At 42.2% G+C, this 22,842-nt stretch carries 16 protein-coding genes and 1 pseudogene; 14 read left to right on the top strand and 3 right to left on the bottom strand.

Annotated elements, in window-relative coordinates:
* The first annotated feature begins 27 nt into the window (after window positions 1-27).
* The 4 genes from AB9N12_RS06805 (at window position 28) to AB9N12_RS06790 (ending at window position 7,030) form a co-directional block, all read left to right on the top strand.
* A complete protein-coding gene (locus AB9N12_RS06805) occupies window positions 28-2,799 on the top strand; it encodes a SusC/RagA family TonB-linked outer membrane protein (RefSeq protein ID WP_369890828.1) in 2,772 nt (923 codons plus the stop codon).
* Between the two features lie 8 nt (window positions 2,800-2,807).
* Complete coding sequence (locus tag AB9N12_RS06800) at window positions 2,808-4,463, top strand: RagB/SusD family nutrient uptake outer membrane protein (protein WP_369890825.1); 1,656 nt, start codon at window positions 2,808-2,810, stop codon at window positions 4,461-4,463.
* Window positions 4,464-4,724: 261 nt separating this feature from the next.
* Window positions 4,725-6,083, top strand: a complete 1,359-nt coding sequence (locus AB9N12_RS06795) for an ATP-binding protein (RefSeq protein WP_369890823.1) — start codon at window positions 4,725-4,727, stop codon at window positions 6,081-6,083.
* Window positions 6,084-6,565: 482 nt separating this feature from the next.
* Window positions 6,566-7,030, top strand: a complete 465-nt coding sequence (locus tag AB9N12_RS06790; protein WP_369890821.1) for an RNA polymerase subunit sigma-70 — start codon at window positions 6,566-6,568, stop codon at window positions 7,028-7,030.
* A 277-nt stretch (window positions 7,031-7,307) separates the two neighbouring features.
* Here AB9N12_RS06790 and AB9N12_RS06785 read toward each other — a convergent pair.
* A pseudogene (locus AB9N12_RS06785) lies at window positions 7,308-7,572 on the bottom strand (hypothetical protein); the annotation flags it as partial.
* Between the two features lie 228 nt (window positions 7,573-7,800).
* Between AB9N12_RS06785 and AB9N12_RS06780 the strand changes: the two are divergent.
* From AB9N12_RS06780 to AB9N12_RS06760, 5 genes are all read left to right on the top strand, one after another.
* Entirely contained in the window at window positions 7,801-7,941 is a 141-nt protein-coding gene (locus tag AB9N12_RS06780) for a hypothetical protein (protein WP_369890820.1), read from the top strand.
* Window positions 7,942-7,978: 37 nt separating this feature from the next.
* Entirely contained in the window at window positions 7,979-8,164 is a 186-nt protein-coding gene (locus AB9N12_RS06775; RefSeq protein WP_369890818.1) for a hypothetical protein, read from the top strand.
* Between the two features lie 449 nt (window positions 8,165-8,613).
* Window positions 8,614-9,504 (top strand): hypothetical protein, encoded by an 891-nt coding sequence (locus AB9N12_RS06770; protein ID WP_369890816.1) that lies wholly within the window; start codon window positions 8,614-8,616, stop codon window positions 9,502-9,504.
* A gap of 20 nt (window positions 9,505-9,524) precedes the next feature.
* Complete coding sequence (locus tag AB9N12_RS06765) at window positions 9,525-10,262, top strand: Ig-like domain-containing protein (RefSeq protein ID WP_369890814.1); 738 nt, start codon at window positions 9,525-9,527, stop codon at window positions 10,260-10,262.
* Window positions 10,259-11,296 carry a hypothetical protein gene (locus AB9N12_RS06760; protein WP_369890811.1) on the top strand — a complete coding sequence of 346 codons (1,038 nt, stop codon included), beginning with the start codon at window positions 10,259-10,261 and terminating at the stop codon, window positions 11,294-11,296. The genes AB9N12_RS06765 and AB9N12_RS06760 overlap by 4 nt, the downstream gene beginning before the upstream one ends.
* Before the next feature lie 210 nt (window positions 11,297-11,506).
* Here the strand turns inward: AB9N12_RS06760 and AB9N12_RS06755 are convergent, their stop codons facing one another.
* Window positions 11,507-12,115, bottom strand: a complete 609-nt coding sequence (locus AB9N12_RS06755; protein WP_369890810.1) for a DNA-binding protein — start codon at window positions 12,113-12,115, stop codon at window positions 11,507-11,509.
* A gap of 339 nt (window positions 12,116-12,454) precedes the next feature.
* On the opposite strand from AB9N12_RS06755, the gene AB9N12_RS06750 reads away from it, so the two are divergent.
* From AB9N12_RS06750 to AB9N12_RS06730, 5 genes are all read left to right on the top strand, one after another.
* Window positions 12,455-14,377, top strand: a complete 1,923-nt coding sequence (locus tag AB9N12_RS06750; RefSeq protein WP_369890808.1) for an Ig-like domain-containing protein — start codon at window positions 12,455-12,457, stop codon at window positions 14,375-14,377.
* Window positions 14,322-15,197, top strand: coding sequence for a DUF3108 domain-containing protein (locus AB9N12_RS06745; protein WP_369890806.1), 876 nt, complete (start codon window positions 14,322-14,324; stop codon window positions 15,195-15,197). The genes AB9N12_RS06750 and AB9N12_RS06745 overlap by 56 nt, the downstream gene beginning before the upstream one ends.
* Before the next feature lie 180 nt (window positions 15,198-15,377).
* Window positions 15,378-16,583 (top strand): glycoside hydrolase family 88 protein, encoded by a 1,206-nt coding sequence (locus AB9N12_RS06740; RefSeq protein ID WP_369890804.1) that lies wholly within the window; start codon window positions 15,378-15,380, stop codon window positions 16,581-16,583.
* Complete coding sequence (locus AB9N12_RS06735; RefSeq protein WP_369890802.1) at window positions 16,576-18,126, top strand: sulfatase; 1,551 nt, start codon at window positions 16,576-16,578, stop codon at window positions 18,124-18,126. Before AB9N12_RS06740 ends, AB9N12_RS06735 begins: the two co-directional genes overlap by 8 nt.
* Window positions 18,127-18,181: 55 nt before the next feature.
* Complete coding sequence (locus AB9N12_RS06730) at window positions 18,182-21,043, top strand: chondroitinase family polysaccharide lyase (RefSeq protein ID WP_369890801.1); 2,862 nt, start codon at window positions 18,182-18,184, stop codon at window positions 21,041-21,043.
* 153 nt (window positions 21,044-21,196) lie between these two features.
* On the opposite strand, the gene cysS is transcribed toward AB9N12_RS06730, so the two are convergent.
* A complete protein-coding gene (gene cysS, locus AB9N12_RS06725; protein WP_369890800.1) occupies window positions 21,197-22,678 on the bottom strand; it encodes a cysteine--tRNA ligase in 1,482 nt (493 codons plus the stop codon).
* Between the last annotated feature and the right edge of the window lie 164 nt (window positions 22,679-22,842).

Genomic DNA, 22,842 nt, shown 5'->3' with positions numbered 1-22,842 from the left:
TAATCAAATCGTTGAATAATAAGAAGAATGATTATGAATAAATCACTTTATATCATGGCTTTCTCGTTGGTATTTGCCACTACGGGTATAGCACAAAATAATGAAGGACAAGATAAGGTAATCGATTTGGGCACGCAGACGACAACCGAATTACGGAAGACACAGGCTGTATCTACCATTTATTCGGATGAATTAGATAAAAATGCCACCACTAGTCCTTACAATGCCATTTATGGTCTGTTACCGGGATTGAATGTGATGCAGAACACCAGTTGGGGAACAGATAAATCTCGTCTTAACGTGCGGGGGCGCGGTTCTCTGAATGGAGATACACCTTTATTTGTAGTAGACGGTTTTGCACGGCCTCTTGAATATATCAACCTTTCGGAGATAGAATCGATATCTGTTTTGAAAGACGGTGCTGCTACTGCTCTCTGGGGAGGTAGAGGTGCTAACGGAGTAGTATTGATAACTACCAAACGCGGTATATATAACAAGAAAGATATCAAAGTAGATTACAAGTTCGGTTTAGGCTTGCCTGTTAATCAGCCGGAATTTGCCGATGCTTATACCTATGCCAAAGCCCGTAATGAAGCGTTGAGATACGATGGCTTGCAACCGGATATGGATGAGGCCTCTTTCCTGCCCGGAGCCAATAGCGATCTTTATCCGAATGTGGACTGGCAGGAAGAAGCGTTACGCAATCATACGACCAGTCATCAACTGGACCTTACTTTCCGCGGAGGTGGAGAGCGGCTTCGTTATTTCAGTGTCCTCAATTACAAAAATGATATGGGACTGCTGAATAGCAAGTATACCGATTATACGGATCGTTATAATTCCCAGATGAAGAAATACTTCCTCAATCTTCGTATGAATCTGGATGTGGATATCACAGACGCGACGAAATTGAAATTGAGTATGCTCGGTATGCTGCGAGAAAGCAAGCGTCCCACCACATCGGAAGCGACTTTGTTTGAACAGATTTTCAACACCCCGTCTGCTGCATTTCCCGTACAGACACAGAATGGATTCTGGGGTAGTAACAATGTGCTGAAAACAAACCCGATAGCCAATCTGGCGGACGTAGGCTATTATAAACTGAATCAGCGTATGTTGCAGGCGGACTTGCGGTTGGTGCAGGACTTGTCTGTATTGACTCGCGGATTGAGTGCGGAACTCGCCATTGCTTATGATAATAACGCGACCTATCAGGAAACAGCCAAGAAAAGTTTTATGTACCAGACCATTGAAAAAGGTACAGACGGAGAGCCGGTTTATACAAACTACGGTAATCCTAACGATGAACTGGAAATCAGCAATAAAGGTTTGGCCAATCAATACATACACGCCAATTTTGAAGCGAAGGTCAATTATCACCGGACATGGAATAAACATGATTTTACGGCCAGTGCTATGTTCCGCCAGGAATCAATGACGTTGACAGGAGCTAATAACAGTCGTTACCGTCAATACATCATCGGAACCGCAGGTTATAATTTTGACAACCGTTATATGGTGGATATCGTAGCCAACTGTTTTGGCAGCAGTGTGTTGGGGAAGAACGACAAGTATCGTGCATATCCCGCCATATCTGCCTCCTGGATACTTTCGAACGAGAATTTCATGAAAGAAGTTTCTGCTTTCGATTATCTGAAACTTCGCGCTTCTTACGGACGCTCCGGATATGATATTTATGATTATGACATGGATAAGCAGTATTGGATAGGAAGCGGTTCTTACTATTTTCAGGCCGGAAATACTTCTGCCGGAAGCAGTCTGAAGGAAGGAGTGCTTGCCATGGAACAACTGGACCTGGAAGTTGCGGATAAATATAATATCGGTTTGGATATGAGCCTGTTCAAGGGACTGACTTTTTCTATTGACGGTTTTTATGACAAGCGTACCAATATCCTGATTGACGGAAGTGGTCTGATTTCATCTGCAATCGGTGTTACTATTCCCCAAATGAATGCAGGGAAAGTGGAAACAAAAGGAACGGAACTCTCTGCTATGTGGAAAAAGGAATACAAGGACTTCAACTACTATATCGGAGCCAACTTCTCCTATGCCAAAAGTAAAGTCATAGAAAATGGTGAGGGATATCAGCCGTATGGCTATTTGTCTAAAAAAGGTTACCCTATCGGACAATGTTTTGGTTGGGAGGCTATCGGTTATTTCAGAGATGAGGCGGACATTAAGAGCAGTCCGGTACAGAAATTCTCGGAAGTACGTCCGGGTGATGTCAAGTACAGGGATCTGAATGGTGATAACGTGATTGACAACAATGACCAGAAGGCGATAGGATATTCCACTGCCATACCGGAGATTTATTATGGCATTAACTTGGGATTTGAATATAAAGGTTTCGGCGTGGATGCTTTGTTCCAAGGAGTAGGCCATTATAGTGTGATGTTGAATACCGCTAGCGTATATTGGCCGTTGAGGAACAACACGAATATTTCCAGCTGGTATCTGAACGATAGAATCCGCTGGACGGAAGAAACGAAAGATATCGCCAATGTTCCCCGCCTGACCACGCTGGATAATGCCAATAACTTTAGAAACAGTACACAGTGGTTGGAAAACGGGAGCTATTTCAAACTTCGCAACTTGAATGTTTACTATAACCTTCCTTCCTCTTGGGTGAAGAAAATGAAAATGGAAAAGATTCAGGTATATGCGAGAGCTAATAATCTTTTTTCGCTCGATCATGTGAAGTATATGAACTGTGAGGATCTGAAAATCAATTATCCGGATATGGTTTCCGTTTATTTCGGGTTGAATATTAACTTTTAAAATGTGAGATGACCATGAGAAAATATATCATACTATATACAGGTTTGCTGCTATCTGTATCGGGGTGTAGTTTGCTCGAACTGGACGAATCGACAGGCTTGGACAGGGAAGAGGCCTATTCCTACTTTAGCAATGTGAAAGGTTTGGCTACCTATGTTTATAGCCAGTTGCCCGGAGATCTCGGAGTGCTCAATGGTGCTTTGAGGGAGTCTGCGACGGATAATTCTGTTTATGTCTGGAGTGATAATAATGTTCACGACTTTTATAACAATGCCTGGAGTCCCAGCAATGCGGTCGATAATATGTGGTCGAAATGCTACGGAGCCATCCGTTCCGTCAATTCATTTCTTGAAAACTATTCACAGGAAAAATTGGAGCGTTTCCGCTGGAACGATACGTATGAAGAAGACATTGCCAAGGCTACCATGTATCGTGAAGAGTTACGGGTGTTGCGGGCTTTCTATCTGTTTGAACTGGCTAAACGGTACGGTGATATTCCGCTCTTGACACGCACGTATACATTGGATGAAATTAACGGTGTGGAAAAGAGTTCTTTCAATGACGTGATAAAGTATATCTGCGACGAATGTAATGATGCGGCCAGGACACTGCCTGTCAGTCATCAAGACTTTTGGGCGGAGACGGGGCGTGTGACTAAAGGTACAGCGTTGGCATTGAAATCCCGCGCTCTGCTTTATGCGGCGAGTTTGTTGCATAATCCCTCCCGGGATGCCGATAAATGGAAAGCGGCTGCCGATGCGGCTTATGCTATCATAAAAGAGAATTGGTACAGCTTGCCGAAGACGAATGCCGATCCTCTGTATGACAAGAATGGTGGAAACGATGTATTGAAATCTCCGCAATTGATTTTTGAACGTAGAAATGGGGAAAGCTTTGATTTTGAAGCAAACAATTTACCTATCAGTTATGAAAAGGGTAATACGGGCAACGTGCCCACCCAGAATTTGGTGGATGCCTTCCAGATGACTGATGGAAAAGACTTTGACTGGGAACACATTACACCAGGGCAGAATCCGTATGAAGGCAGGGACCCGAGATTTTATAAAACAGTGCTTTGTAACGGTGATACATGGATGAACTCGACCATCCAGTCTTATGAAGGAGGAAAAGACGGTGCCGGAAAAGCCGGAGCAACTACCACAGGTTATTATTTGAAGAAGTATATGAATGAGACTGTCTCTCTATCTCCTTCCAATGAGAAAAAGAAACCGCATCATTTTATTATATTCCGTTATGCGGAGATTCTCTTGAACTATGCGGAAGCAATGGATGCTTGGAAAGACGCCGATTATAAGGATAATGATCATCCGCTGTCTGCACGTGAGGCACTGAATCAGGTGCGTGCTGCTGCCGATATGCCTGCCATTACAACAAACGGCGAGGCGTTTACGGAAAGTATTCGTCGTGAAAGACGAGTGGAACTTGCATTCGAAGACCATAGGTTCTGGGATATCCGCCGTTGGAAGATCGGTGATAAAACCAAAGCTATTTACTGTATCAAGATCACCATGGAAAACGGCTTGCCCGTTTATAAGAAAGAATTGCTTGAAACACGTAATTGGGATGATAAGATGTACTTATATCCTATACCACAGGCAGAGTATTATAAGAATCCTAATTTAGGTCAGAATAAAGGCTGGTAATTATGAATAAGTGAAGAGGGTGTGTCAAATTGAACTGCACGAGTGTGTGTTCAAAATTACGCACCTTCTTTTATTTTCGTCCTTACACTCCCAACCAACCAGTGCTTTTTCCCGGAAGAACCGATGAGGATGTTGCAGAAAACGCACCTTTTTACTATGCGCATTTATGCGAAAACGCTGTTTTTCGTAGTGGCTTTTCATAGGAAAACGCACCTCGTACCGAAAAATGTATTATCTTTGCACTAACAAAAAGGAAGTAATATGTTACACAGAAAAATCACAAAACGGATTGAAGAATATCTCTCATCAGATTCTGATAGGATGCTGTTGATTGATGGTGCCCGACAGATAGGTAAGTCATACATTGTCCGCCATGTGGGAGAAAAGATGTTCTCTAACTATATTGAAATAAATATGGAAGAGGATAAATTGGGTGACCGAATTTTCGCAGAAGCTAAAACCACAAAGGATTTCTATATGGCTTTGAGTGTTGTTGCAGGCGACAAAATGAAGGAAAAGGAAAATACCCTTGTGTTCATTGATGAGATACAAGCCTACGACCATCTTCTTACTCTTGTTAAGTTTTTGATGAAAGAGAAGAGATTTACCTATATTGCTAGTGGCTCTCTGCTTGGAGTGACATTGAAGAATACACAATCTGTTCCTGTCGGAAGTTTGGATGTACAACATATGTATCCAATGGATTTTGAAGAGTTTCTATATGCTAATGGTGTAGGAGAAGTTGCTATTGACGCTATGAGAGAGAGTTTCAAGAACAGTCAGGCATTGTCTGATACGATGCATGATAAGATGATGGATCTCTTTAGGAAATATTTATTGGTTGGCGGTCTGCCAAAGGCCGTTGAGATATTCGTAGAGAGTCGTAATGTGGTTGAATTCCGTTCTATTCAGAAAGAGGCTCACGATTTATACGGTGTTGACGCTTCTAAATATGAGGAAGAACATGATAAAAAATTGAAAATACGCCGTATTTTCGATATGATACCATCAAACCTTGAAAATAAAAAGAAAAGGGTTGTCATTAAGGATATTGAGGATAAGAAATGGAAAAGAACTAATGACTATTTGGATGAGTTTGACTACCTCATTTCTGCGGGTATAGCATTGGAAGTAAAGGCAATCAGTACCCCTGCATATCCTTTGATAGAGAATAGCGGTAAGAACCTGTTAAAACTCTATTTGAATGATGCAGGCATCTTATCGGGAATATTCTATCGCAATAATATCAAGGCTGTGATGTCGGATATAAAGAGTATAAACCTCGGCTCAGTCTATGAGACTGTGGTGGCTCAGGAGTTAAAGGCTCACGGATATGATTTATATTACTACGATAACAAGAAAAACGGAGAGGTTGACTATTTAATAGATGATGCAGACAACTTGTCAAATATTCCCATTGAGGTGAAGTCAGGCAAAGATTATACAGTTCATAGTGCATTGGATAAATTCATGTCAAATGATGAGTATAATATTAAAAAGGCTTATGTATTATCGAATGAGCAGAAAGTCTATATAGAGAATGGGATTATATATATGCCTATTTACTATGTTATGTTCTTCCAGAACATTTCCAATGTGGTAGAGGAATTCTTAGACTAGTCTTTAATTTGCAGTAAAGGATTGTTGAAAATGCGGACTCAAAAGAAGTATCAGTAAAAACCATCCTTGATGTTATGCGTACACTTTTACTCTGCAATTTCGAGGAAATGAAGATTGTGACTGTTTTGAATTGCATGAGAATGAAAAGTTGCCCCCTTTGGGGTAGATGGTAAACGTTTCACGAATGTTCCAAAATTTGAGGCTGATTCAATAAAAATAAAACATAAGTCATTTATTATCAATCGAAATACGCTCGAATCAAACGCTTCATAAACGTTTCACTGCCATTCGACTCATAATGGACTCGCCGGACACTTCAAGACTACCGCAACGAGGGCGGATACCCTATATACAGTTGGGCGGTAAAATCTTCTACCTGACTTAAGTATAAATATATGTATGCGGCCATTTCCGCAGATATAGTATCCTCTACGGCCATATCAAAAGAGGATACAATCAGATTGAAGCAAAGAATTTCCGATTTGTTTCGATTATTTAAAACATTATATCCGGATTTCTGGGGCAGACAGATTAAAGGTGATTATATTGAGTGCTTGACTACGGATGTGTCAAAAGCTCTCCGTATAGCTTTACTGATAAAATCCTGCATTAAATCATTCGATGTAACAGAAAACAAACATACAAAAGGTTTTCAGATGTATGGGGTGCGTATGGCAATAGGCGTCGGAGATATGCGAATTGTAGACCGGGAACAGGGAATCATGGATGGAGAAGCCATATACCTTTCGGGACGGAACCTTGAAAAGCTTGGAACTCCCAATAAAGGAACATTGTTAATTGTCATCGAGAATGAGAGGCTATCCGCATCGCTTAAAACTGTAGGCACTCTTACAAATGCTTTGATAAATAACTGCACTAAACGGCAGAGCGAAGTCGTATATTACAAGCTGTTGTCCATGAAAGAAGTAGATATTGCAAAAAAATAGGCATTAAGCAATCCAGCGTAAACGAACATTCCACATATTGGAGCGCATCCTAACCATTGTCTTTGTCCTCTTGGGACAATATGAAGCCATCGGCTTTATTATCGCAGCAAAGTCATTGCTCCGTTTTAAGGAAACAGATACAGCAAAAACCGAATATGTCCTTGCTGGAACGTTCTTAAGTTTTGGCGTAGCTTTATTTTGTGGATTGTTAGCTCAAATGTAAAATGCCTGATTTTCCGTCAGTCGCTTGTTTCCGTTGCCGGATGCCCCAAGAGCGTCAGTTATACCATAGGTTGCCGCCCTTGCCACAAGAAAAGAACAATGTGACCGGGCTTCCTTTCTTGGTGGCGCAGATTTCACTTATTACAAACCATCTGAACGCCATACTCTCTCTACTGCATACCCTGAATGCAACAGGTATAACCGTTTCAAGGCTGTAAACATCATGGTTGATGTCATTGGTTTGTTTGACATATTTCATCGTTTCAGTTTCGTTCAATGTCTTTGTTTTTATAGATAGCGTGGATTGCCTTGCGGATGTCCTGTATTTTCGATACGTCCGGTCTGAACGGTCTTTCTCCTTACTGCCGTTCACATAGAACAGCATCTTAAATGTTGATCTCACAACTTACTTTTTTACAGGTTACAGAATTAAGTTTATGAGAGTCATTTGCAGGTAAGCAGAATGATGCAAATCACTGATAAATAAACCGTTGTTTCTAAACTTGTGGATAACGTCTTGTACCTTTGTACAGGAAAAAATAAAGAATATGAGTGAAGCTGAATTAAGATTGGTAAAGGCAGCCGAGAGAGAATTTGAACGTTCTTTGAATATAATCGGGCGCATAGCGGACTTTGGCGCATTTGAGCGTTTCTTCCGTCCGGAAGGAAAAATGGGACTATATTGGTGACAGAAAATACAATAGAAACAAAAAATACCTTTGATATATGAAAACGATAAAGACGTCTTTTGATGAAATGTTGGCAAGTACCTCTTCGGCTATCCAGCAAGAGGTGTCTTTGGAATTTACCATTTCTAACCGTATCTATGAATTGATGACGGAGCGTAGTTTATCCAGATTGCAATTTACAGATTTGAATATTTTCTACATCAAGCATTCTCATTTTTCATAAAAAGGAGTTACTTTTGCATAGTATTATCAATAGACAGTAATAATGTTAAAAAAGGAGGTTAGGAAACAGACACAGAACGAGGGGAACGCATCCGAAATGTTATTGACATTAAGGAGTTTTGTACATTTGGAAAAATGACATTACGCAGATTTGAGTTATAAAATGTTACATGGAATGTGTGACAAAAATAAACCGAAGGAAGCGCTTCCATTTAAAACATTTGAAATGAACATATAGATATTGAGCTTCACAGCTCTTGTTCTCTACTCATTGAATACCGCCAATATTCGTTACACGAGGACAAGTGAATGGGAAGTTCACGCTCATAGGGCGTGGACTATTCTGTCGCTTGCGTGAACAGGTCACTTGGCGGTAACCGAATGAGTAGCAAGTTAAGGAATGGTTGCACGCCTTTTTAATTTCAACAAACGAACTATCTGTTAAATAGAATGATGAAAAAAAGTCTAGTTTTTATTATGCTTGTATTGGCTATATCCAATACTATTTGTGCAAAGAAAGCCAATGCTGTTTGGTATTTTCTTGAAAAAGCAAGTTCGTCCGTTACGCAAGACGAAAATATCAGCGTGCAGTATGGAATATACACCAAATATGCAAATGAGGATTATGGGCAAGCCCCTTATCCTACAATGAGAATTAAAGTAACAAATAAAAGTGATAAAATCATTTTTATAGATTTAGGAACTTCATATTTGAAAAAGAACGATGTAGCCTTTGTTATTTATACTCCCACTATAACATCGAGAATGACAGGACAAACTGTTGGTGTCGGTGTGAATGCAGGAGCCATAGCCGATGCCGTAGGAATAGGCGGCATGGTAGGTACAGCTTTGAATGGAGTTAATATAGGAGGCAGCAAAAGTTCTTCCGTCACGACAACAACTTATGCGCAACGAATGGTTTCTGTACCTCCCAAAAGTTCCGTTCTTCTCGAAGATATACCGATATTGACTCCGGGGAGTGAAAAGGCATTGGGCAATTTATTCTATTATAGAGAAGTCGGCATCGGAAAACAAAAATGGAATGCTTGTCTCTCATATAAATTTAGTGATGTAGAAAGTGGAAGCATCAAAGAATATTCGGAGGAAAATACGTTATTTACTATCGGGTGTTATTTGATTTATTCTTTTTCAGAAAATTTTGCTACATCCCAAGGGCTGGAAACAACCTACTTTGTGAAAAAACTTATCGGATCTTCGTGGAGCTATTCATTCGGGACGGTCAGTGATAAAGAATTCAACATCATGGATAAGACCTTCCCGGAATGGAGGGATGAGATAAGCAAAGGCAACCTTGAACTTATACGTCTGTGGGCTAAATAATCATTAAATTTTGAATACATATGAGAAAAATCTTCTTTTTATTATTGCTTTCATTGATCTGTATTTCAAATATATGCGCAGAAACAGTTTATATGACAGTTGGAGATACAAAAACGCTTTCTCCAACTGTCTTGCCAACAAAAGTGCTTGCGGGGCAACCAGCATGGACTTCCTCTCGACCGAATGATGTTAAGATTGTTTCAACAACTATGTACTCTTGCAAGATAGAAGCCGTTAAGTCATTTAGCGGATACGCTACCATACACTGCTTGTATTATTATAGAGAACTGGACCCAACTACAGGACAATATATATATCAACGCTCCGGTTACGTTGATTATAATGTGTTTGTTGAAGAAACGGAGATTAAAAGTATAGAAATTAGTCCTACTAATATCGCACTGAATTATGGCGAAACTTATAGAATGAGCGTTACAATTTTACCTTCTAATGCAAAGCAAAATGTAACTTGGTCGTCGTCCAATTCTTCCGTTGCATTTGTTAATTCCAATAATATTCTTGGAGCTAATGGATACGGCACTGCTATAGTGACTGCAACTGCAAGTAACGGGCTTAGTGCTTCTTGCACCGTAACAGTAAAGAAGGAGGGAAGTGGTAGTGAAAATAGTGGTGACAATAATGGTGATAATGCGCAAAGCAGCACTAATTATGACGAAGTGGACTATTATTACCAAATTTCAAAAAGGAGAATGGATGCACTTCGAAATAAAGCTATACAACAACATAATAAAAAATGATGAATATGAATAAAATAAAACTTTTCATCCTATCTTTAACGGCGTTAGCTTGTTTTTCTTTTTTCTCATGTAGTGATGAAGGAGAAGACGCCGATAGCACCGATCCACAATATCTATTTTTTAAGCCTTACGTAGAATGGGGCAGCCCTAAATTGCAGATATCTTCAAAAATGGCTGGTTGTGACGTTTTATTGGATGAAGATAATACGCTATGCTATCAATCCGAAGGTGAAACTATTGCCTATGGGTTTAAAAACAACAAGTTGAATACAATCGTTGTTATTCCAAAAGCAACATTGTCATTGGACGAAATCTTGTTAGCTTTTAAGGGCTACACATTATTAAGCCAATATGACACCCTTGTTTATTTAGATGAAAAATCTAATACAATCGCCGAAATTGAGAATGGCGACGGTTTTTACATTATAAGCTGGAGTCAATACGGTCTTGATATGGCAAATGCTGTAGACTTAGGCCTAAGTGTAAAATGGGCAGACGTAAATTTAGATATGGGATATGCTGATTGTGCAGCATTGACCCCTGAAAACATCCAAGACGATGTGACAAGGTGTTTTAATGGATTAATTGGTTGGGGAGATCCTACTGGCATAAAGAAAAGTGAAAATGAAAACGATTATCCTAAAACCAGTTCAATAAGCGGCACAATATATGATGTTGCCAAAGCAAAATGGGGAGGCAAATGGAGAATTGCCACCCAAAGTGAATTCCAAGAACTAATCTCAGCTTGTATATGGACTTGGGAAGGAAAGAATGGTTATTATGGATATAAAATCACTGGTCCAAATGGGAACAGTATATTTCTTCCAATTACAGGATATAGAAGAGGTTTTTCATGCTATAGTATTGATAAGGGATATTATTGGACAGGCACTATGCGAACAGGTACAAGTCCGTATCCATACGTTCTAAACTTTGATAAAGCAAATAAAGGGCTTAACACAACATCGGTTTCTGGTTTGGCTTATCCATTTAAGAATTTTGGTTGTGCAATAAGACCTGTACAAGATAAATAAATTTTTTCCTAAACGGAATAAGTATTATCCGATATTGAGCAACTAAAAATGCTATCTAATTGCAGATGAAAAGGATTTGTCACAAATCTCTTTTTATCTGCAATTCTTTATAATTAAAGTAAAGGGAACCAGAAGGCGGCAAACAGAATGGTCGTTAATCTCATTATCTCAAACTTAGCGTGTAACAAATTATCTTTTTGTTCCATTGCATCATTTTGTTTTCTTTGCATACACTATCAGTTTGCCCGCTCCGTAACGAATCAGCACTCCTTGTTTGATAAAAGCATTCAGCTCTCCGAGTGCCCGCTGTTTGTCATGCCCTGTCAATCGGCAATAATCGGCACGAGTTATGCAGGGATATTTTTTGAGATGCTCATCGATTATGGTCAGGCATTCTTCTTCACTGCGTCCTTTTCCATGAGGACGGGTGAAAGATTCTCCACGTTCCGGTCTCATTTGCCAGCCCACTTCCTTCTTAAATTGAGTACCCGGTCGGAAATTGATATTCTTTAATTTGATAGATTGCGCATGTACTTCCTCTTTCTTCATGACGGGTGGTCCTTGCAGGGAAACAGAAAAGTAACCGATGTCTCCCAGCTCCACAACCCATCCGCCGGCAAGTAAATCCCTTAGTTCGTTTTGGAAAGACTGCATGGCACCTGCCAATAAACTGCGGCTTATTCCGGTGAATTTGTGTACACGGTCCAGGAATTCTTCCTGGTTGATGGTACCCTTGAAAACCACGCGGGGGTGGAGGGGCTGTTGTTCACCTGTTTGTTGGATATCAGGTGTTTCGTAGAGGTCGTAATGTAGGCTCATATTCGTTATTGATTTGTATCGGCATATTTATATATCCGTTTGCCTGCCCGGTTGTACTTCGTTCGCTACTTTTATTTCGTTTGACTATAGTTTCCCTTGCGGATGACTATAGTTATGCGCAAGGATAACTATAGTCTACTTTGCGAATAACTATAGTTATACGAAAAAATGTTAGGTAACAAAGGTAATCACTTTCGGCAATAAAACTAATTATATTGGTAGAAAAAAGAAATAAAAATCTCATCGAGATTGTTTATTAGCTCAAGCCACCTTCCCTTTTTTGAATAAATTAGCTAGAAAGTATGGTATTTATTGAATAAGAACCCTTATTTTTGCAGCATGTTACAATTTGAGAATCAAAAGATAAAGCAAATAGTTCGCAAGGTGCTTCCGGTAGTAACGCTGGGAGTTATGTTATATTCTTGTGCCAGTATCGGCCGGCCGGATGGAGGTCCTTATGATGAGACGCCACCCCGTTTTATCGGTAGTACTCCTGCTGCAGGTGCTCTGAATAATAAAAGGACGAAAGTTTCTTTGCTGTTTGATGAGTTTATCAAGCTGGAGAAAGCGACGGAAAAGGTGGTCATTTCCCCACCTCAGATACAGCAACCGGAAATCAAGGCTTCCGGCAAGAGGATACAGGTGAACCTGCTCGACTCTTTGAAACCGAATACTACTTACACGATTGATTTCTCGGATGCCATTGTCGATAATAATGAGGGTAATCCGTTAGGAAATTTTGCATTTACGTTCTCTACCGGTACACAGATCGATACGATGGAAGTAGCGGGAACAGTACTTGATGCTTCTAATTTGGAACCTATCAAAGGCATCCTGGTCGGACTACATTCCAACCTGAATGATTCGGCTTTCAACAAATTGCCTTTCGAACGTGTGGCACGCACGGATAGCCGTGGACGTTTCTCTATCCGGGGGATAGCTCCCGGTAAGTATCGTATCTACGGTTTGATGGATGCCGACCAGAATTTTGCTTTTAATCAGAAGAGCGAGGTGATTGCTTTTCATGATTCGCTGATTATCCCTCGTATGGAAGAACGTGTCCGCATGGATACGGCTTGGGTGGACTCGTTGACCTACGACACGATTGTTGAAAAGAAATATATGCATTATTTGCCGGATGATATCATCCTCCGTGCCTTTAAGGAGTTCAACTATTCGCAATACCTGATCAAGTCGGAAAGACTGGTTCCTCATAAGTTTACTTTTTATTTTGCCGGTAAGGCGGACACTTTGCCTGTGTTGAAAGGCTTGAACTTCGATGAAAAGGATGCTTTTGTCATCGAAAAGAATCAGCGGAACGATACCATTCATTATTGGGTAAAGGACTCTCTGCTCTTTAAGCAGGATACGCTGGCTATGAGTCTGACTTATCTTTATACGGATACGTTGAATCAGTTGGTACCGCGTACAGATACGCTTCATCTCGTTTCGAAACAGAAATATAAGAAAGAGGAACCGGATAAGGATAAGGACAAAAAGAAAAAGAAGAAAAAGAAAGGGGAGGAGGATGAACCCGAACCGACGAAATTCTTGTCGGTAAATGTGGGGGCTTCTTCGTCGATGGATGTATATGGCTCTATTTCTTTGAGTTTTGAAGAACCGATAGCCCGTTTCGATACGGCGGCCATCCATCTGCGGCAAAAGGTGGATACGCTTTGGAAAGATATACCATTTGAATTTGAACAGGACTCCGTGAATCTGAAGAGGTTTAATCTGTATTATGATTGGGAGCCGGCGTTGGAATATGAATTTGAGGTAGACTCGACTGCCTTCCATGGTATATACGGGTTGTTTACCGATAAAATAAAACAAGGCTTCAAGGTGCGTAGCTTGGAAGAGTATGCCAGAATCACATTTGTGGTGACGGGAGCGGAGTCTAATGCTTTTGTCGAACTGCTGGATGCGCAGGATAAAGTGGTACGTCGGAGAAGAGTGGAAGAAGGAGGCTATGTCGACTTTTATTTCTTAAATCCGGGTAAATACTCTGCCCGGTTGATTAACGACCGGAATGGAAACGGTGAATGGGATATCGGCAATTTTGAAAAAGGGGTGCAGCCCGAAGAAGTGTATTATTATAATCAGATCGTAGAGCCGAAAGCCAACTGGGATTTAGAACAACGTTGGAATATCCATGCCATTTCGTTGGACAAGCAAAAGCTGGATGAACTTAAAAAACAAAAACCGGATGAAGACAAGAAGAAAAAGGATCGGGAACGAGATAGGCAGAACCGCCGTCGTTAGCGTTCGATGCAATTTTATAATCGGATTAGTGACCTTGTTGATGGGAGCTTTCGCCCTCCCCGCCAGTGCCCAATGTGAAGTGAAGAATGATGCGTTTCAATCCGGTGAACACGTAATGTATGATTTATACTTTAACTGGAAGTTTGTCTGGGTGAGAGCCGGACTTGCCAGTTTGACGACGAACGCGACTACTTATCATTCACAACCGGCCTACCGGATTAACCTGCTTGCCTTGGGCAGTAAACGGGCGGACTTCTTTTTCAAGATGCGCGATACACTGACTTGTGTGATTGGAGAAAAACTGGAGCCGCGCTATTTCCGTAAAGGTGCCGAAGAGGGAAAACGTTATACGGTCGATGAGGCTTGGTTCTCTTATAAGGACGGGCTTTGTCTGGTCAATCAGAAGCGTACTTATCGGGATGGGGCGTGTGATGAATCTGAAGCTAGCGATAGCCGCTGTATATATGACATGTTGAGTATTCTGGCGCAGGCACGTTCTTATGATCCGGCAGATTATAAGGAGGGAGATAAGATCAAGTTTCCCATGGCTACAGGCCGTAAAGTGGAAGAACAGACGCTTATTTATCGCGGTAAAAAAAATGTAAAGGCAGAAAATGGAGTGACTTACCGTTGCCTGGTTTTCTCGTTGGTTGAATATGATAAGAAAGGAAAGGAAAAGGAGGTGATTACTTTCTTTGTGACGGACGATTTGAATCATCTTCCTATTCGTCTGGATTTGTTCCTGAATTTCGGTTCGGCAAAAGCATTCCTGAATAATGTGACGGGTAATCGGCATCCGCTGACTTCCATCGTTAAATAGATAAAGAGACCAAACAGAGAGGGCTGGAAGCTACCTGAAAAGGTGCGCTTTCAGCCGATATTCTTTTGTAAATGTACCAAAATTATCCCTCATTTGAATTATTTAGGTCGGTCAATTCTATTTAAAAGCACTATTTTTGTCACCAAGAAAATTGATTACTTAACAAATAATCCCTGTATTATGAAAACAATTCTTAGCGCATTAGGGCTTTCTCTTCTAATCTTTACGAGTTGCGGTGGACAAAAAAAGGCTGAAGTAGATTTTATTCAGGACAACATCGACAACGCAGTTGCACAAAACACGATTCAAACGGATATCATTGAGAAATCTGGTAAAATCCTGAATCCGAGAACCATCAACAAAGACGGTAGTATATCCTATATACCGATCGATGACTGGTGTTCCGGTTTCTTCCCCGGCAGTATGTGGCTGACATATAACTTGACCGGAGATCAGAAATGGTTGGCATTGGCCGAAAAATACACGGAGGCTCTCGATTCGGTAAAATATCTGAAATGGCATCATGACGTAGGTTTTATGATCGGTTGCAGTTATCTGAACGGATATCGTTTTGCAAACAAGACTGCATATAAAGATGTGATTATTGAAACCGCCAAGTCGCTATCTACCCGTTTTCGTCCGAATGCAGGCGTTATCCAGTCATGGGATGCTGATAGAGGCTGGCAGGGAACACGTGGCTGGAAATGTCCGGTGATTATTGATAATATGATGAATCTCGAACTTCTGTTTGAAGCAACGGCTCTTTCCGGAGATTCTACCTTCTATCACATTGCAGTGAAACATGCCGATACAACGATGGCTCACCATTTCCGTCCTGACAATAGCTGCTATCATGTGGTAGATTATGATCCGGAGACAGGAGAAGTACGTAAGAAACAAACGGCACAGGGATATGCCGACGAATCCGCTTGGGCGCGTGGACAGGCTTGGGCTCTCTACGGGTATACTACCTGCTATCGTTATACGAAAGATCAGAAATACCTCGATCAGGCACAAAAGGTCTATAACTTCATATTTAATCATAAGAACTTGCCGGAGGACCTCGTTCCCTACTGGGATTACGATGCTCCGAATATTCCGAACGAACCGCGCGATGCTTCTGCAGCAGCTTGTACGGCCTCAGCTCTTTACGAACTGGATGGCTATCTGCCGGGCAACCATTGCAAGGAGACTGCTGATAAGATTATGGAAAGTTTAGGCTCGCCGGCTTATCGTGCAAAGGTTGGAACAAACGGCCACTTTATCCTGATGCATTCGGTTGGCAGCATTCCCCATGGTCAGGAAATTGACGTTCCTCTGAACTATGCTGACTATTACTTCCTGGAAGGACTCATGCGTAAAAAAAACTGGGAAAATCATGAATAAACCTATTAACCTCCTTGTAGGAGGCTTGACGCTGTTTGCCGCGCAAGGTTGCAAGGCTCCGAAGCAAGCGTCCCAACAAGCGGAACATCCTAATATAATCTATGTATTTCCCGATCAATACCGTAATCAGGCGATGGGCTTCTGGAGTCAGGACGGGTTTCGGGATAAAGTAAACTTTGAAGGAGATCCGGTGCATACTCCTAATCTGGACGCTTTTGCACGTGAATCCATGGTCTTGTCGTCTGCACAGAGTAACTGTCCGTTGAGTAGCCCTCACCGTGGAATGTTACTGACCGGTATGTATCCGAACAAAAGCGGTGTACCATTGAATTGTAACTCCACACGTCCGATCAGTTCCTTACGAGAGGATGCGGAATGTATCGGTGATGTATTCAGCAAAGCAGGCTACGACTGTGCTTATTTTGGCAAGCTTCATGCTGACTTCCCGACTCCGAATGATCCCGAACATCCGGGACAGTATGTGGAAGAAAAACGTCCGGTATGGGATGCCTATACACCGAAAGAACGTCGGCACGGATTTAACTACTGGTATGCTTACGGTACATTTGATGAACACAAGAACCCGCATTATTGGGATACGGATGGTAAGAGACACGATCCGAAGGAATGGTCGCCTTTGCACGAATCGGGTAAAGTCATTTCTTATCTGAAAAATGACGGTAATGTACGTGATACCCGGAAACCTTTCTTTATAATGGTGGGTATGAATCCTCCCCACAGTCCATACCGCTCTTTGAATGACTGTGAAGAGCAGGATTTCAATCTTTATAAAGACCAGCCTCTGGATAGTCTGTTGATTCGTCCGAATGTCGATTTGAAGATGAAGAAAGCAGAATCCGCACGTTATTATTTCGCTTCCGTAACCGGAGTGGACCGTGCTTTCGGACAGATTTTGACGACATTGAAAGAACTGGGATTGGATAAGAATACAATCGTAATCTTTGCTTCCGATCATGGGGAGACGATGTGTAGCCAGCGTACGGACGATCCGAAGAATTCCCCTTATTCGGAATCCATGAATATTCCGTTCCTGGTTCGTTTCCCCGGTAAGATTCAGCCGAGGGTGGATGATTTATTGCTCTCGGCTCCTGATATTATGCCTACGGTACTTGGCTTGTGCGGACTGGGCGATTCTATTCCGGCAGAAGTGCAGGGACGTAATTTCGCTCCTCTTTTCTTCGATGAAAAGGCTGAAATTGTCCGGCCTACAGGTGCACTGTATATTCAGAATGTCGATGGTGATAAAGATGAAAATGGATTGGTGCAGACTTATTTCCCTTCCTCAAGAGGCATCAAAACGGCTCAGTATACATTGGCTTTCTATATCGACCGCGATACGAAGCAATTGAAGAAAAGCCTCTTATTCGATGATGTAAAAGATCCCTATCAATTGCATAACCTGCCTTTGGAAGAAAATAAGGAGATCGTGGCACAACTTTGCGGTGAAATGGGAGCTATGCTGAAGGAGATTGACGATCCTTGGTATACAGAAAGGATTTTATCGGATTGGATTTCCTATTAACGGCTCGTTGTTAAGCCTAAATGAAAAATGATTGTTTACTTCGATATGCAGTTGAATGAAAAATAGTTGTTTTATAGTATTATTTCTTTTGGGAATCATTCCTTCGGCTTTCGCCCAACTCATCGGATTTGAAGAGGGAGTGCCCGAAGCATTTAAAGTTTCCGGAAAGGGAGAAGCGAAAATCTCTTCTCTTTTTTACAAGGAGGGTGAAAGATGTCTGGAATGGGACTTTCAGCCCGGTTCTGTACTGGATGTTCAAATGGGTCCGTTATCGTTGAATGCAAGAAAAGAGAAACAATTCGGCATTACTTTGTGGATTTATAATGAGAAACCACAGCAGGATTCGATTCGTTTTGAGTTTCTGAATAAGGAGGGAGAAGTCTCTTATTGGTTCTCTTATCGTTTGCAGGCAGCAGGTTGGCGGGCTTGCTGGATCTCCTTTGAGTATATGCAGGGTGACAAGAAAGATAAGAAGATCGTAGCCTATCGGCTGGTTGCTCCGCAACGGAAGGGACGTATCTTTCTCGACCGTCTGATTTTCCCGGAAAAGAAAATGAATCTTCGTACCACTCCCGACCAGCAGTTGCCAACCAATAATGGGCTGTCTAATCGCGACCTGTGGCATTGGTGTCTCGTGTGGAAATGGGAACAACAGTCGTATGATATCCCTCTGCCTTCTAAATTAACAAGTGAGCAAAAGAAGGATCTGAAGACTATCGAACAACGTTTGACCGATTTCCTGGAAGTAAAAAAGGTACCGCAAGGACCGATTAATGCTGCCTATAAAACATTTGAGAAAGCTGCAATCAGTCCATCCGTCGCCGGGACGGGGTTTGTAGGAACTCCTATCGTTGCTCCTGACGAACAGGACAAGAAGAAAGGAGAAATGTCATGGAATGATATTGAAACGATGCTTTCCGGTTTTGCCTATGATGCTTATTATAATCGGAACGAAACATCAAAGAAAAACTACTTTACCGCATTCGACTATGCCATCGATCAGGGATTTGCCTATGGTAGTGGTATGGGCACCAATCATCATTATGGTTATCAGGTGCGTAAGATATATACGACTGCCTGGCTGATGCGTGATGCAATCTATAAACATCCTCATCGGGATGCTTATCTTTCCACACTGCGTTTTTGGGCGGCTCTGCAAGAACCCCGTCGGCCATGTTCTCCAACGCGTGACGAATTGTTGGATTCTTGGCATACGTTATTGACGGCGAAGTTTATTTCCGCTATGATGTTTCCCGATGCAAGGGAGCAAGTGCAAGCTTTGAGCGGCTTGTCGCGTTGGTTATCTTCTTCTTTGCGTTACACTCCGGGGACGATCGGTGGTATAAAGGTAGACGGTACGACTTTCCATCATGGTGGTTTCTATCCGGGATATACCACTGGAGTACTTGCAACTGTGGGAGAGTATATTGCATTTACCAATGGCACCGGCTTTGAACTGACAGAAGATGCGCGCAAACACATGAAATCGGCTTTTATTGCCATGCGCAATTACTGCAATTTGTATGAGTGGGGCATGGGAATCAGCGGACGCCATCCTTTTGGAGGGAAGATGGGAAGTGATGATATCGAAGCATTTGCCAATATCGCTTTGTCCGGTGATTTGTCCGGTCAGGGAAATACATTTGATCGTGGTTTGGCTGCTGACTATCTACGTCTGGTACGCGATAGTGATACTCCGAATGCACGTTTCTTCAAGAAGGAAGGTATTCAACCGGCACAGGCTCCACAGGGATTCTTCGTTTATAACTATGGTTCGGCAGGTATTTTCCGTCGTGCGGACTGGATGGTGACATTGAAAGGATATACCACTGACGTATGGGGGGCTGAAATTTATGCGAAAGATAATCGTTACGGACGCTATCAAAGTTATGGCTCCGTGCAGATTATGGGGAAAGGAAATCCGGTGTCACGTGCCGGAAGCGGCTTCGTGCAGGAGGGATGGGACTGGAACCGTTTGCCGGGTACAACGACCATTCATTTGCCTTTTGAGTTGCTCGATAGCCCATTGAAAGGGACGACCATGGCACACTCCAAGGAGAATTTCTCCGGAAGCAGTTCGTTGGATGGTAAAAATGGAATGTTCGCTATGAAGTTGGCAGAACGGGATTATGAGAACTTCACGCCGGACTTTGTTGCCCGTAAATCTGTCTTTTGTTTTGATAACCGGATGGTTTGCCTGGGAACAGGTATTTCAAACTCGAATGCGGACTATCCTACGGAAACCACTCTTTTCCAGACAAAATACAATGGTAAGGAGCCTAAAGTAGGAGAGGATAACTATTGGCTGCATGATGGTTACGATAATTATTATCATGTTGTCGACGGAACCGTTCGTTCGCAGGTGGCGGAGCAGGAATCGCGTCATGAAAAGACAAGGGAGGTGACTAAAGGAAAATTCTCTTCCGCCTGGATTGAACATGGCAAGGCACCGAAAGAGGGGACTTATGAATATATGGTATTCATACAGCCTTCTGTTTCCGATCTCGATGAATTGCGTAAAACTCCTGCATACGAAGTACTGCAACGCGACCAAACGGCTCACGTTGTTTATGATAAAAAGACAGGTATTACGGCGTATGCTGCTTTTGAAGCTTATCAGCCCACCGGTGATAAAGTGTTCGTTGCCATTCCTGCGGAAACAATGGTGATGTATGTAAAGGAGTCTGATAAGAGTGTTCGTTTGAGTGTCTGTGATCCGAATCTGAATATAGAAGAAAAGACATATACAACGAAAGAACCTAGTCGTCCAATTACTAAGGAGATACGGCTTAAGGGACACTGGAGATTGACGAGTCCGATGGAAAATGTCCGGTTGGAGCGGCAGGGAGATCAGACCGTACTGACGGTAATCTGTCAGCATGGACAGCCGGTTGAGATGCTCATGGAAAATAAATAATTTGTGAATACGATAAGAGGGTGTGTCAAAATTCCCTTTTTGAGGAATTTACCCCTGCTATAGCTATCTGTGGCAGGGGTAAATCTTTATATTTAGGCATTATGACACACCCTCTTCTTTGTATCTATACGGTGCATTGGGCACTTTCCTTTATTACTTATTCAGTCTCCATTCGAAACCATCTTTGGTATCTTTGATTTCAAATCCGAGTGCTGTCAGTGTGTTGCGGATTTCATCGGAAGTAGCCCAGTCTTTGTTGGCCTTTGCTTTCATACGTTGTTCCAGTAGCATATCCACTACCTTGCCGTAAGCAGCTTCACGACCATCCGAAGAGCCTTTTTCTTCTTTCAATCCCATGATGTCGAAACTGAACAAGTGGAATGTTTCTTTCAGGTCTTTCAGGTCTTCGGCGGAGATGGTGGCCTTACCGGCTATGATATGGTTAATAATACGGGCACCTTCGAAAAGCTGTGCGATGACAATCGGCGTATTCAAGTCGTCATTCATTGCGGCGTAGCATTTAGCACGCAGTTCTTTCACGTTGATTCCCTCTGAAGTTGCCGATGCGGGAGTAATCTTATCCAATGCGTCAATAGCTTCCATCAGACGTTGCAGACCCTTCTCGGATGCTTGCAGTGCTTCATTGCTGAAGTCTACCGTGCTGCGGTAATGAGCTTGCAGGATGAAGAAACGGATTGTCATGGGTGTGTAGGCTTGTGCCAGCAGCTTATGAGTACCCGTGAAGAATTCGTCCAGAGTGATGAAGTTGCCAAGTGATTTACCCATCTTTGTTCCGTTGATGGTAATCATGTTATTGTGCATCCAGTAGTGAACCATGTCATCCCCTTGCGAGGCTACCGATTGTGCGATTTCACATTCGTGGTGAGGGAAAATCAAGTCCATTCCTCCTCCGTGGATATCGAAGTGTTCCCCCAGGTATTTGCGTCCCATGGCAGTACATTCGGCGTGCCATCCGGGGAAGCCGTCGCTCCACGGAGAAGGCCAGCGCATGATATGCTCCGGTTGTGCCTTTTTCCAAAGGGCGAAGTCGGCGGGATTGCGTTTCTCGCTTTGTCCGTCGAGGTCACGGGTGGTATTCAGTACGTCGTCCAGATTACGTCCGGAAAGCTTTCCGTAGTGGTAATCTTTATTGTATTTGGCTACATCGAAGTAAACGGAGCCTTCGCTTTCATAGGCGTATCCGGCATCCAAAATCTTCTGTACCAGTTGGATTTGTTCAATGATATGTCCGGAAGCATGTGGCTCGATGCTTGGAGAAAGTACATTCAACGCTTCCATTGTCTTATGATAGCGGTTCAGGAAATATTGAACAACCTCCATCGGTTCCAACTCTTCCAAACGTGCTTTCTTGGCAATCTTGTCTTCTCCGTCATCGGCATCGTGTTCCAGATGACCTACGTCGGTAATATTTCGTACGTAGCGTACTTTATATCCTAGGTGGGTGAGATAGCGGAATAACACATCGAAGGTTATAGCCGGACGGGCGTGTCCCAAATGGGCATCTCCGTAAACGGTCGGTCCGCACACATACATGCCTACATGAGGTGCATGAAGCGGCACAAACAACTCTTTCTTTCTATCTAAGGTGTTGTAAATGGTAAGTTGATGTTCCATAACATTTTATATTTGTTTTATTGGAATCGCAAAGTTAGTATAAAATCTGAATATGCGCCCTATCTTTAATCGGTTGATTTTAAAAAGATAATTTAAAAGAGTTTTTCTGTGAGGTAGTGGTGAAAAGGGGTGGCTTTAACTGGAATTGCACTATTATAGTGCAA

Origin of the sequence: Bacteroides sp. AN502(2024), assembly GCF_041227145.1 — a bacterium.
Lineage (GTDB): Bacteria > Bacteroidota > Bacteroidia > Bacteroidales > Bacteroidaceae > Bacteroides.
The sequence above is the reverse complement of the archived record's forward strand: the minus strand, read 5'-3'. Positions and strand labels throughout refer to the sequence as shown.

Excerpts from the sequence above, each read along its gene's own strand:
- AB9N12_RS06805 (WP_369890828.1), top strand. The coding sequence starts at position 28 with ATGATTATGAATAAATCACTTTATATCATGGCTTTCTCGTTGGTATTT.
- AB9N12_RS06800 (WP_369890825.1), top strand. The coding sequence starts at position 2,808 with ATGACCATGAGAAAATATATCATACTATATACAGGTTTGCTGCTATCT.
- AB9N12_RS06795 (WP_369890823.1), top strand. The coding sequence starts at position 4,725 with ATGTTACACAGAAAAATCACAAAACGGATTGAAGAATATCTCTCATCA.
- AB9N12_RS06780 (WP_369890820.1), top strand. The coding sequence starts at position 7,801 with ATGAGTGAAGCTGAATTAAGATTGGTAAAGGCAGCCGAGAGAGAATTT.
- AB9N12_RS06775 (WP_369890818.1), top strand. The coding sequence starts at position 7,979 with ATGAAAACGATAAAGACGTCTTTTGATGAAATGTTGGCAAGTACCTCT.
- AB9N12_RS06770 (WP_369890816.1), top strand. The coding sequence starts at position 8,614 with ATGATGAAAAAAAGTCTAGTTTTTATTATGCTTGTATTGGCTATATCC.
- AB9N12_RS06765 (WP_369890814.1), top strand. The coding sequence starts at position 9,525 with ATGAGAAAAATCTTCTTTTTATTATTGCTTTCATTGATCTGTATTTCA.
- AB9N12_RS06760 (WP_369890811.1), top strand. The coding sequence starts at position 10,259 with ATGATGAATATGAATAAAATAAAACTTTTCATCCTATCTTTAACGGCG.
- AB9N12_RS06755 (WP_369890810.1), bottom strand. The coding sequence starts at position 12,115 with ATGAGCCTACATTACGACCTCTACGAAACACCTGATATCCAACAAACA.
- AB9N12_RS06750 (WP_369890808.1), top strand. The coding sequence starts at position 12,455 with ATGTTACAATTTGAGAATCAAAAGATAAAGCAAATAGTTCGCAAGGTG.
- AB9N12_RS06745 (WP_369890806.1), top strand. The coding sequence starts at position 14,322 with ATGAAGACAAGAAGAAAAAGGATCGGGAACGAGATAGGCAGAACCGCC.
- AB9N12_RS06740 (WP_369890804.1), top strand. The coding sequence starts at position 15,378 with ATGAAAACAATTCTTAGCGCATTAGGGCTTTCTCTTCTAATCTTTACG.
- AB9N12_RS06735 (WP_369890802.1), top strand. The coding sequence starts at position 16,576 with ATGAATAAACCTATTAACCTCCTTGTAGGAGGCTTGACGCTGTTTGCC.
- AB9N12_RS06730 (WP_369890801.1), top strand. The coding sequence starts at position 18,182 with ATGAAAAATAGTTGTTTTATAGTATTATTTCTTTTGGGAATCATTCCT.
- cysS (WP_369890800.1), bottom strand. The coding sequence starts at position 22,678 with ATGGAACATCAACTTACCATTTACAACACCTTAGATAGAAAGAAAGAG.